This is a genomic window from Pedobacter sp. FW305-3-2-15-E-R2A2 (genome assembly GCF_038446955.1).
Classification (GTDB): domain Bacteria; phylum Bacteroidota; class Bacteroidia; order Sphingobacteriales; family Sphingobacteriaceae; genus Pedobacter.
In genome coordinates, this window is sequence record NZ_CP151803.1 from 2,345,037 (window position 1) to 2,357,530 (window position 12,494).

13 protein-coding genes are annotated in these 12,494 nt (G+C 42.9%); 8 read left to right on the plus strand and 5 right to left on the minus strand.

Annotated features, from left to right (window positions below; translation table 11 throughout):
• Positions 1–5: 5 nt before the first annotated feature.
• On the minus strand, positions 6–1,913 hold the full coding sequence (locus AAFF35_RS09725) for a DUF2207 domain-containing protein (RefSeq protein WP_342332252.1): 1,908 nt from the start codon (positions 1,911–1,913) through the stop codon (positions 6–8).
• A 12-nt stretch (positions 1,914–1,925) separates the two neighbouring features.
• The gene (locus AAFF35_RS09730) at positions 1,926–2,477 is read right to left on the minus strand and encodes a LemA family protein (RefSeq protein ID WP_342332253.1); all 552 of its coding nucleotides are present in this window, start codon (positions 2,475–2,477) and stop codon (positions 1,926–1,928) included.
• A gap of 70 nt (positions 2,478–2,547) precedes the next feature.
• Here AAFF35_RS09730 and AAFF35_RS09735 point away from each other — a divergent pair, with 70 nt between their 5' ends.
• Positions 2,548–3,339: a DUF3050 domain-containing protein gene (locus tag AAFF35_RS09735; RefSeq protein ID WP_342332254.1), complete on the plus strand. Its 792-nt coding sequence runs from the start codon at positions 2,548–2,550 to the stop codon at positions 3,337–3,339.
• Here the strand turns inward: AAFF35_RS09735 and AAFF35_RS09740 are convergent.
• Entirely contained in the window at positions 3,336–3,872 is a 537-nt protein-coding gene (locus AAFF35_RS09740) for a hypothetical protein (RefSeq protein WP_342332255.1), read from the minus strand. The genes AAFF35_RS09735 and AAFF35_RS09740 overlap by 4 nt on opposite strands.
• Positions 3,873–4,107: 235 nt before the next feature.
• Between AAFF35_RS09740 and AAFF35_RS09745 the strand changes: the two genes are divergently transcribed.
• The 3 genes from AAFF35_RS09745 to AAFF35_RS09755 are packed head-to-tail and all read left to right on the plus strand — an operon-like array spanning position 4,108 to position 8,867.
• Entirely contained in the window at positions 4,108–4,506 is a 399-nt protein-coding gene (locus AAFF35_RS09745; protein WP_342332256.1) for a BlaI/MecI/CopY family transcriptional regulator, read from the plus strand.
• 23 nt (positions 4,507–4,529) lie between these two features.
• A complete protein-coding gene (locus AAFF35_RS09750; protein WP_342332257.1) occupies positions 4,530–6,341 on the plus strand; it encodes a M56 family metallopeptidase in 1,812 nt (603 codons plus the stop codon).
• Between the two features lie 48 nt (positions 6,342–6,389).
• A complete protein-coding gene (locus AAFF35_RS09755) occupies positions 6,390–8,867 on the plus strand; it encodes a TonB-dependent receptor (protein WP_342332259.1) in 2,478 nt (825 codons plus the stop codon).
• On the opposite strand, the gene AAFF35_RS09760 is transcribed toward AAFF35_RS09755, so the two are convergent.
• Positions 8,864–9,223, minus strand: a complete 360-nt coding sequence (locus AAFF35_RS09760; protein WP_342332260.1) for a helix-turn-helix domain-containing protein — start codon at positions 9,221–9,223, stop codon at positions 8,864–8,866. The genes AAFF35_RS09755 and AAFF35_RS09760 overlap by 4 nt on opposite strands.
• Before the next feature lie 90 nt (positions 9,224–9,313).
• Here AAFF35_RS09760 and AAFF35_RS09765 point away from each other — a divergent pair, with 90 nt between their 5' ends.
• Positions 9,314–10,456 (plus strand): MFS transporter, encoded by a 1,143-nt coding sequence (locus AAFF35_RS09765; protein WP_342332261.1) that lies wholly within the window; start codon positions 9,314–9,316, stop codon positions 10,454–10,456.
• A gap of 54 nt (positions 10,457–10,510) precedes the next feature.
• Positions 10,511–10,906 carry a DUF4440 domain-containing protein gene (locus AAFF35_RS09770; RefSeq protein ID WP_342332262.1) on the plus strand — a complete coding sequence of 132 codons (396 nt, stop codon included), beginning with the start codon at positions 10,511–10,513 and terminating at the stop codon, positions 10,904–10,906.
• Here the strand turns inward: AAFF35_RS09770 and AAFF35_RS09775 are convergent.
• Positions 10,903–11,388, minus strand: a complete 486-nt coding sequence (locus AAFF35_RS09775) for a GNAT family N-acetyltransferase (RefSeq protein ID WP_342332263.1) — start codon at positions 11,386–11,388, stop codon at positions 10,903–10,905. The two genes, AAFF35_RS09770 and AAFF35_RS09775, sit on opposite strands and share 4 nt — an antisense overlap.
• 96 nt (positions 11,389–11,484) lie before the next feature.
• Between AAFF35_RS09775 and AAFF35_RS09780 the strand changes: the two genes are divergently transcribed.
• Positions 11,485–11,919, plus strand: a complete 435-nt coding sequence (locus AAFF35_RS09780; protein WP_342332264.1) for a DinB family protein — start codon at positions 11,485–11,487, stop codon at positions 11,917–11,919.
• A gap of 7 nt (positions 11,920–11,926) precedes the next feature.
• Positions 11,927–12,490, plus strand: a complete 564-nt coding sequence (locus AAFF35_RS09785; RefSeq protein ID WP_342332265.1) for a putative glycolipid-binding domain-containing protein — start codon at positions 11,927–11,929, stop codon at positions 12,488–12,490.
• The last annotated feature ends 4 nt before the right edge of the window (positions 12,491–12,494 follow it).

Sequence of the window (12,494 nt, forward strand, 5' to 3'; positions counted from 1 at the left end):
AGCTTTTACCAGCCTCCGCCGCCACCTCCACCGCCTCCACCTCCGGAAGATCCGCTGCTGCTGCTGCCAGAACTCCAGCTGGAACTTCCGGAAGAGCCGGAAGAAGAACCTGAGCCTGAAGATGTACTGATCGATGGTGTGGCACTTTCAAAGGCAGAACTTAATGGTTTCGAGAATCCTGAGCCGAATGAGCGGTAAGGGAAGCTGTTTCCGGAGTACCAGTCCGGCTGGTAATCCGTTCCGTCAAAGATCTGTTCAAATTTAGCTCCCCAGGCATTTTCTACATCCAGTGCCATGGCATAAGGCAGGAACTTCTCGAAAAGCTGAGGACTGAGTTCCGGTGGGTTCAGCAGGTTCAGCCGATGCTGTTCTGCCGTTTCCAGGTACATTTTAAAGCCTGCGATTTCACTGAGCATGGCCGCTCCATAAAGGGTTGGCGCTTTGATCAGATAAATAAAAGAGAGGAACATTAGGGTCGCAAGAATGATAAAAACCGCACTGGTAGGTTCCATTTTTCCTATGAACTGGAAAAGCATCCAGCCTGGGGCACCTGCAAATCCGAGTCCGAATAGAACTAAGAAAAGAGAGATTCCATAGGTGGAGCGCAGACCTTTTATTCCGATATAAATGCAAAACAACCCAGCCCCAAGAAAGGGAGCAAAGAAAAGAAGGACCAGGGGATAACCTCCGCCTACAAAATACATGAACAAGGCGAATGCCGCGATAGTTGCGAGAACGCCTTTGATCAGGTGTTTGCTGTGTTTAACAAAGTATTTCTCAAAGTCAAGCTTCACTTTTACACTGGTTTCATAGGCTCTTCTGGCCGTGGATATGGTATTGTTATTGGATTGGTCAATGGAAATTTTTGACCTGGTACCCAGTAAATGCTGATAGAGTTGTTGTTCTTCCGGGCTAAGTACACTGATGTCGTCAGAAGCACGCTCTAACACATAATCATCTGCCTCTTTTCGGATCCTGATGACTTTCTTAACGGCCATATTGACCACAGAAGTGGCAAAACCTTTTTGGTCTGATTTTCTTTTATTGAAGTAGCGGAGCATTGCAGGAGAGAAATCTCCGGGAACATTAAAGCTGGGAATGACTGTCGGGCTTTCCGGATCTACTCCATAACGTTGCCAGGTGAAGAAAAGATAACCTCCAAGTGCAATTAGCAGCAACGCGGTAATGGCGATTTCCTTATATTCTGTAAACAGCCGCTCGGTAAAGGATGGCTTTTTGATGAAGCCTGAACTAAAGGCCGCAGCAACGGTAAATCCTTCGCCAGGGTTAAGGGGCTGATTGGTTTTAAAAGTGATGCTGCCATCGCTCTCGCTAAAAGAATTGCAATCATGGGCTTTAGACCCTGCAATGCCGGTATAGCAAACGGTATTTCCGCCTTTTGCTCCCTTGGGGAATTGGATGTTGGCAGAAGCGGTATCAATAGGGAAGGCCCATTCATTTCCGGTTACATTCCAGTACAATTCGTCGTAATCCTTAAAAAATCCAACCTGTCCTCTGGTGCTGTAAACGATCTTGTATTCATAAATACCAGGCTCGAGCAATACGCTTTCGCGTCCGATATAAATAGACCTCATGCCGTCGGCCTCTTTCGTAGAAAAAGGTTCTTCAATACCATTTTTGACAACATGCTCCACTAAAAAGTCCATCTTTTTCCTGGTGCTATAAATATCTTTCCGGTATAAGGGCAGTGTTCTTACCAGGCCTCTTTTGATCTGGTCTCCGTTGGCATTTACCTTGATCAGCTCGGTGATCCTGACCAATCCTGAGCTGTCAATCTTAATGTCGGAATGAAAAGAAAGAATTCTTTCTGTTTGTGCAGATAGCTGCTGAGGAAACTGAAGGAGAATAAAGAAGAGCAGGTAACAGTAGTATCGGAAAAATTTGTGGTTCATGATGACGTTATTTTAAAAGGATGCTTTTTGATTTTCCCTTTCTTCAGGGCGTTGTATTTCGAAGAAACTGCCTTGCTGGAAGTTAAAAGCAGCGGCCAGCAGATTGGATGGAAAAGATTCAATGAGGATGTTGTTTTCTCTTACAGTTCCGTTATAATACCTTCTGGACATTTCTATCTCCGATTCTATGGTTTCCAATTGCGACTGAAGCTGTTGGAAATTGGTGTTTGCTTTTAAATCGGGATAGTTTTCGGCAAGGATCATCAGTTGTCCAACGGATTGCGTAAGTCCCGTTTCGGCAAGAATCTTTTCGGATTTGTTGCTGGATTGTATGGCATTATTGCGCAATCGGGTAATGTTTTCCATCAGCTGCTGCTCATGCGTAGCATAACCTTTAACCGTTTCAATCAGATTCGGGATGAGGTCGTATCTTTTTTTAAGATAAACATCAATTCCACTCCAGCCCTCCTTCATGAGGTTTCTCTTTTTAACCAGCTGATTGTAAGTTAAAATACTGCCAATCAGGAGCAATAGTGCAATGCCGGTAATGATAAGTATTGTCATATTTAAATAAGTTAGAGGAAGATAGCAATATTCAATCATACTGAATGTTTACATTTGCATTTTTATGATAATGGAGAACAGAATAAGCAGTACCCTTGAACAAATTCAACGCGATATTGAGCCGTTAAGACAGGAGATCATCAACCATAAAGTATATTCCGTGATCAACGATCTGGAAGACCTTCGAATCTTTATGGAATACCATATTTATGCGGTGTGGGACTTTATGTCCTTACTGAAAGCCTTGCAAATTAACCTGACCTGTACAAGCCTGCCCTGGTTTCCTGTAGGATCGGGTAACATCAGGTCACTGATCAATGAGATTGTAGCTGGTGAAGAATCGGATATAGATGCCCATGGAAATAAGAAGAGCCATTTTGAGATGTACCTGGATGCCATGGAACAATGCGGAGCAGATACGACGGAGATTGGCAGATTTATCAATGCGTTAAAAAACGGAGCAGATTTTAAGGCAGCTTATCAGCTGGCCGGAACTCCTCAGGAGGCCATCGACTTTGTTGATTTCACCTTTAGTGTGATCAATGGCGGGCAAACTCATGTACAGGCCAGCACTTTTACTTTCGGAAGAGAAGACCTGATTCCAAATATGTTCTTATCTATTGTGAACGACCTGAATAAAAAATTCCCTGATCAGATTTCTTTGTTTAAGTACTATCTGGACAGACATATTGAGGTGGATGGCGATCATCATAGCCATTTGGCATTAGAAATGACGTCTGACCTTTGTGGCGACAATGAATCCTACTGGAAAGCTGCGGAAGAGATGAGTATGGCCTCTTTAAGAAAGCGAATCGGACTTTGGGATGGCGCTTATCGTGCGATTTTGGACCGTAAACGTTAGTTCATGTGTATTGGCGGTAAAGAATAATCGTCAGTTACTTTGTCCAGGTAAAGCAGGTTGATCCCCCTGATCACGGCATTGGCATTTTTTTGTGTGATGGGGATGGCCACATGATACACTTCCTCCGGGAAGTCATGTTCATTATGTGATATGAAAACCAGCCGCACTTGTTTCGATTTCCCGGTTTGGTAGATGTTTTGACCCTGAACCATCAGACTTGTTCCAATCTTACTGATTTGAGGAGTAGTTTTGAAGAATCCGTAATCGTGCTGATAACGGATAGATTTTGTATTGATGGTCAGGTATTCTTTACCGTAAAAATTCCATAGAGAGTACCTGATCAGAAACAAAAAGACCAATGCCGACACCAGAGCGAGTGCCGTAATTCTTTCTGTGGTGGCCAGAATAATAATGCCTGCACACATCGTGTTCAAAAAAATAAGGACCAGCCTCCCGGCTAAAGAGGTTCTGAGTGTGAGGGTGATGAATAGGCAGATTCCATCCGAATCTATCATAAAGCCATTATCCTTCATAAAAAACGTTAATAATTATAACGAAAGATAGCTATAAAATGCATTATGTTTTTAGTAATAATTTTGATATAATAGTGATATTGTGTTTTTGTAAGGTAATTTTATTAGACAATATCTCTTTTGTTAATCTTTATTAATCAAGGTGATAAGAGGTTTTAAGTGTGTTTATAACGAAATAATTAAAAATAATTAACCTAAGTATTGTTTCGTACGAAAAGTTTCCTACCTTTAGATTATGAAAGCACAGACCACTGAAAATAACAGGCAAATAGAGCCAACGAAATCCGAGCTGGAGATCTTACAGGTATTGTGGGAGCAGGGCCCGCTGACGGTTCGTCTCGTGAATGATAAGTTAAATGAAAACCGTGAGGTAAATTATACCTCGACATTGAAGCTGATGCAGATCATGGCGGATAAAGGAATCCTGACCAGGGATGAAAGTCAGATGAAGCACATTTATCATGTGGCGGAGAAGGAGCAAACGACCAAAGATTTTTTATTAGAGAAGTTTATTGATACCATGTATAATGGTTCTGCCAGCAGCTTGATGATGCAGCTGATGGGCAATAAAAAAACTTCGAAAGAAGATCTGGAAACGATTAAAGCACTATTGAATCAATTGGAACAAAAATAATTCATCCTTAAAGAACCACAGGAATGGAAACGATCATTTTTAAAACCTTATTACACTCTCTTTGGCAAGGGCTTGCGCTTGCTTTAATCACAGCATTGATGCTGGTGTTTACGAGTAAGTCCAGTGCTAAACTGCGTTATAACCTGCTGATTTCGGGTTTGATATTATTTGCAGTCAGCAGCAGTTTTTCCTTCGTTTACGAATGGCAGCAATCAACTCAGACTGACTTTGAAACTTTAAGAGTTATTGCTCCTTCGGTTGATGATCAACAAATTCAGGCGAATGTTCCCCTTACCGGAGCAGAGCCGGTAGATCTGATTCAAAAGGCGGTTCGGTATTTTAGTGGTTATGCTTCTACTATAGTGCTGATCTGGTTCCTGGTGATTTGCGCAAGAAGCGTTCAGCTTTTCGCAGGACTTTACAGCATTAAAAGAATCAGAAATACACAGGTAAGCCCGGCAGGAATATATTGGGAAAACAAGGTGAAAGCCCTGGCCCTCCAGTTTGGAATTACTCAGGTGGTACAGATCGTTCAGTCAGGGATTGTAAAGGTACCTATGGTGGTCGGACATCTTAAACCATTGATCCTGGTTCCAATAGGGCTGATCAATGGTTTGTCAGAAAAAGAAGTGGAGGCAATCATTTGTCATGAGCTGGCACACATTAAAAGAAGGGATTATCTGGTTAATATTTTACAAAGCCTGATGGAGATTGTTTTCTTCTTTAATCCTGCAGTATTGTGGGTTAGCAAGCTGATCCGGGAAGAAAGAGAGAGCTGCTGCGATGATATGACGATTTCCAGTACTCATGATAAGGTCAATTATATTAGCGCGTTGATTTCCTGCCAGGAGTTTCAACCGGGAAATCCGGAGTATGCCATGGCGATCTCAGGAAAGAATGATCAGCTGGTACAGCGGGTGAAAAGAATGGTCTCTAATGACACTCCCAGTTTGAATAATATTGAAAAAGGGATACTTGCCGTAGGATTGGTGGCTGCAGTGACTTTAACCGCTGCATTCTCAGGACCACAACGTGCAGGAAAGGAGCCGAAAAACAATGTCGTCTTGCAGGATACACTGAGGTTGAAGAAGAAACAGCTGAATTCGACCATTCAGAAAAGTTCGGTAACCAAATCAGGACAGCATTTGGTTAAAACCGATAAAGGGCTGGTTCCTGTTGAAAATCGTTCTGGTCTGGAGCCGGAAATACTGGAAGATAAGGAAGCTGCACTACGCGATCAACAAGCCGCTTTACGTGATCAACAAGCCACTTTCCGCGACCAGCAAGCTACTTTCAGAGATCAACAAGCAACCTTGCTGAATAAACAGGCTGCTTTTCGGGACCTGCAGGCACAAAAGAAAGACCGCTTAGCGAAAGGTCAGGATGCAAGGGCTGCGGAAAGGGAGAGATTAGCTTTGGAAAGGGATAGGTTGGCTTCGGAAAGAGATAAATCCGCTGCAGAAAGAGATCGGTTAAGCGTGGAAGAAAATTTGAAGTTAGACCTGAAAGTAAAAACCTCGACGAGCCAGACGATCAGAACTACAGTTCGGGAGAGTGATAACAATCCTGAAAAAAGGAAAGTAACCCTAAAGACTGGAATTACGGCGGATTATCTGAATAAAGGAGAATTTGACGAAAATACATCTACCTATATCGCCAATGATTTAACCAGGGATGGCCTGATCTGGAAAAATGAAAAGCTTTCTTTTAGAATTGATAAGAACGAGTTTGTGGTGAATGGAAAAACCTTACCGGAAAGTACCCATAAAAAGTACGCAAAGAAGTACCTGAAGCGTCCCGATTGGATCCTGGCCTACAACTATGAAATTAAATAATCAGCAATACTTTAACCGGATCTCTTAAAGCCCCCTAAACCTAAATTAATGAAACTATGTATCGTGACTATATTAGTCGCATGGGCAGGTATTGCCGCTAATTTTGCCTTTGCTCAGTCTTCCGTAACGCCTAAAAGTACAGGCAAAGGGCAGATTTCCGGTAAGGTGTTAAACGAACAAAAACAAGCTTTTGACCTGGCTACAGTAGCCTTATTCAGGGTTCAGGATAGCACCTTGCTGAAGAGCAGCTTTACGGAACAGGATGGTAAATTTTCTTTTGAGCAATTGAACGAAGGAGATTACCGCATAAAAATTTCGGCGATGGGTTATCAGAATTACCAGACGGAAGTGCTTCACATCACTGCAATGAACTCAGGGCTGTCACTGCCTGATATCAGCCTGATGGCGACGACGAAAAACCTAAAGGAAGTGTCTATTGTAGGACAGAAAGCCTTTGTAGAACGAAAGATCGATAGAACGGTAGTCAACGTTGATGCACTGATTGCCAATTCAGGAACTACAGCAATGGATGTACTCGAAAAATCTCCCGGCGTATCGGTGGATCAGAATGGAGTGATCAGTTTGAAGGGAAAACAGGGCGTCACCATATTTATTGACGATAAACCTACTTATTTGTCGGGCGCAGACCTGGAAAGTTACCTGCGTTCCCTGCCTTCGGCTTCCTTAGACCAGATAGAACTGATGACCAATCCACCGGCCAGATATGATGCTGCAGGAAAAGCCGGAGTGATCAATATCAAAACAAAAAAGACCAATTCCAGAGGGTTTAACGGGGGGATAAACCTGGCTTATACCCAGGGAGAACTGGCCAGAAGCAACAATAGCTTTAACCTGAACTACCGCCATCATAAACTGAATTTCTTTGGAAGCCTGAGCAATACCTTTCAGAATAATTTTACAGATCTGGATCTTTTCCGCAAGTATAAAAACGAAGATGGAAGTACGAAATCCTATTTTGAACAAAACAGTTATATCCGCAGAAAAGGTATCGGTTTTAACGGTAAAGCAGGGATGGATTATTACCAGACGGAGAAAACGACCTGGGGCATGGTGCTTACAGGAATGCACAGAACCTCACCGGAAACGAATAACAATGTCAGCAATCTTTTAAATGCACAACGCGGACTGGATTCTATTGTGAAAGCGCTGACCAAAGAGAACGAGATCTTTAAAAATCTGGGGCTGAATATGAATTACCGCCATCAGTTTGATAAAAAAGGACAACAGCTGACGGTTGATGCCGATTATCTGGTGTACAATACAAAAAATGACCAGGTGATCAACAATTCTTCTTATTTACCGGATCAAAGCTTAAAATCGGAAGATATCCTGATGGGGAAACTGCCTTCCAATATTAAGATTTATACCTTGAAGGCAGATTACAGCAAGCCTTTTAAAAACGACTGGAAAATGGAGTTGGGCGCTAAGACGAGTTATACAAAGACGGATAATGTAGGGGAGTATAGCTATACGATTAATCAGGTGACGAAACCTGACTATGAAAAGAGTAACCACTTTATCTATAAGGAGAACATCAATTCAGGTTACCTGAATATGAATAAAGAAGCTGGAAAATGGTCTTTTCAAATGGGATTGCGCCTGGAACATACCAATTCCGACGGACATCAGATGGGGAATCCGCTAAAGCCTGATTCTGCATTCAAAAGGAGTTATACCAACCTGTTTCCGACGATATATCTTTCTTATAAACTGGATACCGCAGGTCATAACCAGATCGGTTTAAACTATGGCAGAAGGGTAGACCGTCCCTACTTTCAGCAGTTGAATCCTTTTATTTCTCCCCTGGATAAGTTTACCTATTATCTTGGAAATCCCTTCCTGAATCCTTCATTTACGCATAGTATCGAGCTTTCTCATACTTTTAAAAATAAGATTACCACGACCTTTAGCTATAGCGACACCAAGGATGAGGTGAATGAAACCATCGAAATCAAAAACGGACTTTATTATAGCAGACCAGGTAATATTGGCCGCAAGATTGTAAAAAGTATGAGCGTAAATGCCGGGCTAGACCTCACTTCCTGGCTGAACTGGCAGTTTTATGGAGAGCTGACCAATTTAAATTCAAAGAGCAGCGACTTCTATAATGGCGTACTGAACAGTAAGGGGACATTTTTCTTTTCAACCAATACTTTTCAATTTAAGCTGAACCAGAGCTGGAGCACAGAGCTGGGAGGGATGTACCGGACAAAGATCAATGATGCCCAGTTTACCATCGGCAAACTTTATGCGATAAATGCAGGCGTCCAAAAGAAATTATCTCCAAGTACCACGCTGAAACTGAATGCCAGTGATATCTTTTATACCAGAATCGTTAATGGGGAAATCAATAACCTGGCAATGACTACGGCAGGCTGGCGAAATCGCTCAGACTCCAGAACAGTATTGCTGAGCTTCAGCTATCGCTTCGGTAAAACCTTCTCTGATCTTCGGAAACACAACCAGACCGGCGCAGAAGCAGAAAAAAACAGGGTGAATAATTAAGCCCTGCTCTTTCTATGTTTTGCTCCCCAGGCACAGAGCTTTTTCCATATTGGGATGAGTTCTGTGCTGATTGCTGTCAATTCATATTCTACCCTTGGAGGAACCTCCGCATATACTGTTCTGCTGATCAATCCGTCATTTTCCAATTCTCTCAGTTGCAGGGTCAACATCCGCTCGGTAATGTTGGACATCGCTTTCTGGATTTCGTTGAACCTTAACTTTTTCTTTTCCAGATTGACGAGAATGAGCAGCTTCCAGCGACCACCAACCATGTCTATCGCATAACTAAGGTTATTGCTTTCGACAATACACTTCCTGTTCAGGCTATTGGTGGAGTTCTCTTTTCTTTCGGCCATACTTACTTTTTTGTTAGTTCCGTACAACGGGTAGTACGGCCGGCAAATCTAAGGCTTAGCTTTTACTTTTGCTGCTCATATTACAGACAGATGAAGAAAATTGCATATATCGGATGCCTCGGGTTAATTGGCATCATCAGTACAGAATTTGGGGTTATAGGGATTTTACCTCAAGTCGCGGAACATTATCAGATCAGCATTGACAAAGCAGGGATACTGCTGAGTGCATTTGCATTGGTGATCGCATTGACGGGACCATTGATGACGCTATTGTCCTCCGGATTTGACCGTAAAAAGATCATGATGCTCAGTATTGCCATCTTTTTGCTGACCGGTGTGGTCTCATCTTTGGCGCCACCTTTCTGGTTATTGATACTTGTACGTTTATTGCCGGCCTTTTTACAACCCGTTTTCATCTCTACTGCCATCGCAGCGGCCCTTGTTGATGCAGATCAAAAGAAAGCACATCAACTGATGGGAATTGTATTGGGGGGGATTGCAATTGCGATGGTGACGACCGTACCTTTTGCCACTTATATGGCCAGTGTATTTAACTGGCAAGCCTCATTTGTCGTCCAGGCATTGGTTACCGGGCTTGCACTCCTCGCCATATTCAAAGGAATGCCCTCAATGCCGGTCAGAGAAAAGAAGTCGTACGGAATGCAATTGAAAATCCTGAAAAAGCCTGCTTTTCTGATCAGTGCAATGATGAATTCCCTGATGGTAGCTGCCTGGTTTTCTACCTACAGCTATTTTGCAGATTACCTTGGAAAGGTAAAGGGAATGGATACGGAAATGATTAGTTATATGCTGTTCTTATTTGGCATAACTGGTGTTTTCGCCAACTGGCTGGCGGGAAAGATGCTGAGTATCAGTATTCCCGGAACCACTGCTTTCTTTCTTACCGGAACGGTGCTTGTCCCTTTTATGCTGGAGTATTCCGGAGGGAGTGGCTGGAGTACGATTCTGGTGATTGCCATCTGGGGCTTTCTATATGCGCCAACCTTTCTCAATGCTTCCGCTTACCTGATTTCGGCGGCACCTCATGCACTGGAATTTGCCAATAGTTTGTCCACTTCTTTTGGGAACCTCGGCGTATCTGTCGGAACGATGTTAAGTGGCTGGGTAATTGCCGATATGGGGGTGAAACAGAGCCCATGGGTGGGGATGTGTTTTGGGCTGATGGCCTTATTAATGATTGCCTGGAGAACATTACTGGAGCGTAAATCCTAAATTTTTTCTCATCTTAGCGACCAGTAATTGATTCCTAACGGTACCTGATTTTATATGAATTCACTGAACAATACCACATTTTTTAAAAGACAAGAAGAAGAAGCAATCCGCCTGTCAAGGATGGATTCAAATATGGCGATCTCCAATCAGGATGTGGCCGGAGTGGCCAAATACTGGATGGAAGATATTGTCGTGATCTCCGGCGAAGGAGGTCAGTATTCCGGGAAAGCAAAGCTGCTGAAAGTATGGAAAGAGATGTTTTCGAAAAAATCACCTTCATTTGAGCGTTTACCTAGCTCCATCATCATTGGCGATAGTGGTATTCTGGCTTGGGAAAGTGGCAGCTGGAGTTATAAGACCGAGGCTTTCAGAGGAAATTACTCGGCCATGTGGCGAAAAATTAACGGCGTCTGGCTGACACAGTCGGAGTTGTTCGTTTCTTTAGATTAATCCAGCGTTTTAAGCATCCAGATATTACAGGCAAAATGGCCGGAGTTTCCCAGCGCAGTATCCAATGCTTTGAACCCGGCCTTTTCATACATACCTACTGCTTGTGCCAACTGCGGCAATGTTTCCAGATACAGTTGATTATAGCCCAGCTGTCTGGCCGATTCAAAACACTTTTCTAAAAGCTGTTTTCCTATTCCTTTCCCCCGTGCATTTTCTGATAAGTACAGCTTTACCAGCTCGGCGCAACCTTCCGGCAATCCTTCAGTAGGATATATGCCGCTCCCTCCAAGAAGCTGACCGTTTTCCTCGACCACAAAATAAGAACTTCCTGCTGTTTGGAATAGCTTAAATAAATCGTCTGTTGTTGGATCAGAATGTGCTGTCCCTATTTTAGGAACCTTAAATTCTTCTAAAGAAGTACGGATGATTTTGGCAAGTTGCTCATTGTCGCGGGCTTGGATGGTTCTGAAAGTAATCGGCATGGCTGTCTTTTTTTCAAAGATAATATTATATTTTTTCAGACTGCCATAGGGTTGTCAGTGTTGGCACTGAAATTTGAATCATAAACATAGAACGAAATGAAGATGAATTTGCAAACCCTGACAAAAGACTTATGCGCCTATAATTTATGGGCAAATAATGAGCTGGTAAGCCGGCTTACAGAAAGAAAAGAAGGAACTGCAGCTGTTTCTCCTGAACAACCCCATATCAACCAAAAACTATCGAAGCTCTTATCTGCGGAAGCAGAATGGATGGGAAAAATACAATGTCGGGAAGACCGTTCTCCCGAAGAAAAGGTATTTGAGGGTGCCATTGATGCCTTGCTGAAAGACCTGGTGATTCAATCTGAAAATCTCCTTGATTATGTCTCCGAATTGTCGGAAGAGCGCTTAAAAGAAAAGGTTACATTTGATATTCCCGGACATGGTGATTTTCAGATGTCGAGATATGAAATGATCCAGCATACGGTAGGTGAGGTTACCCATCACCGGGGTGAAATTGTGATCAGTTAAAATTCTAATGAAGAAAAGCATTACCTGGAAAGGGTTAAACAAGCTCCAGACCACTGAACACTGTGAGTTGTTGCTGGAAGAGCATCGGATGATTGCATCTGCCGTAGTTGAAGGTACAGCAGATGGCAGGGAAGTGAATTTTTCTTACCGGATCCATACCGATGCCAATTGGCGCACTTTATCGGTATCTGTACTGAACAGGATCGAGGGAGATTTTAAGCAATTGGTCTATACGAGCGATGGTGCAGGGAACTGGTTCGATGCAGAGGGACTGGAACTTAGCCATTTTAAAGGCTGTATTGAAATTGACATCATGCTTAGTCCCTTTACCAACTCACTTCCAATAAAGCGGTTAAGGATGAAACTGGGCGAAAGCCAGCGCATCAGTGTACTGTATTTTGACCTGCTGAAATTTGAGGTAAGACGGGTAGAACAGATATATACCAGGTTAACGGACGACCGGTATAAATATGAAAATACGGAAAACGATTTTAAAGCATTGATAAAGTTTGATGGATCTGGCCTGGTCAGTTCCTATCCGGGACTGTTTGAAATGACTGCGCTTCAGTAAATTT

Excerpts from the sequence above, each read along its gene's own strand:
- AAFF35_RS09730 (WP_342332253.1), bottom strand. The coding sequence starts at position 2,477 with ATGACAATACTTATCATTACCGGCATTGCACTATTGCTCCTGATTGGC.
- AAFF35_RS09725 (WP_342332252.1), bottom strand. The coding sequence starts at position 1,913 with ATGAACCACAAATTTTTCCGATACTACTGTTACCTGCTCTTCTTTATT.
- AAFF35_RS09775 (WP_342332263.1), bottom strand. The coding sequence starts at position 11,388 with ATGCCGATTACTTTCAGAACCATCCAAGCCCGCGACAATGAGCAACTT.
- AAFF35_RS09760 (WP_342332260.1), bottom strand. The coding sequence starts at position 9,223 with ATGGCCGAAAGAAAAGAGAACTCCACCAATAGCCTGAACAGGAAGTGT.
- AAFF35_RS09750 (WP_342332257.1), top strand. The coding sequence starts at position 4,530 with ATGGAAACGATCATTTTTAAAACCTTATTACACTCTCTTTGGCAAGGG.
- AAFF35_RS09770 (WP_342332262.1), top strand. The coding sequence starts at position 10,511 with ATGAATTCACTGAACAATACCACATTTTTTAAAAGACAAGAAGAAGAA.
- AAFF35_RS09765 (WP_342332261.1), top strand. The coding sequence starts at position 9,314 with ATGAAGAAAATTGCATATATCGGATGCCTCGGGTTAATTGGCATCATC.
- AAFF35_RS09785 (WP_342332265.1), top strand. The coding sequence starts at position 11,927 with ATGAAGAAAAGCATTACCTGGAAAGGGTTAAACAAGCTCCAGACCACT.
- AAFF35_RS09735 (WP_342332254.1), top strand. The coding sequence starts at position 2,548 with ATGGAGAACAGAATAAGCAGTACCCTTGAACAAATTCAACGCGATATT.
- AAFF35_RS09740 (WP_342332255.1), bottom strand. The coding sequence starts at position 3,872 with ATGAAGGATAATGGCTTTATGATAGATTCGGATGGAATCTGCCTATTC.
- AAFF35_RS09745 (WP_342332256.1), top strand. The coding sequence starts at position 4,108 with ATGAAAGCACAGACCACTGAAAATAACAGGCAAATAGAGCCAACGAAA.
- AAFF35_RS09755 (WP_342332259.1), top strand. The coding sequence starts at position 6,390 with ATGAAACTATGTATCGTGACTATATTAGTCGCATGGGCAGGTATTGCC.
- AAFF35_RS09780 (WP_342332264.1), top strand. The coding sequence starts at position 11,485 with ATGAAGATGAATTTGCAAACCCTGACAAAAGACTTATGCGCCTATAAT.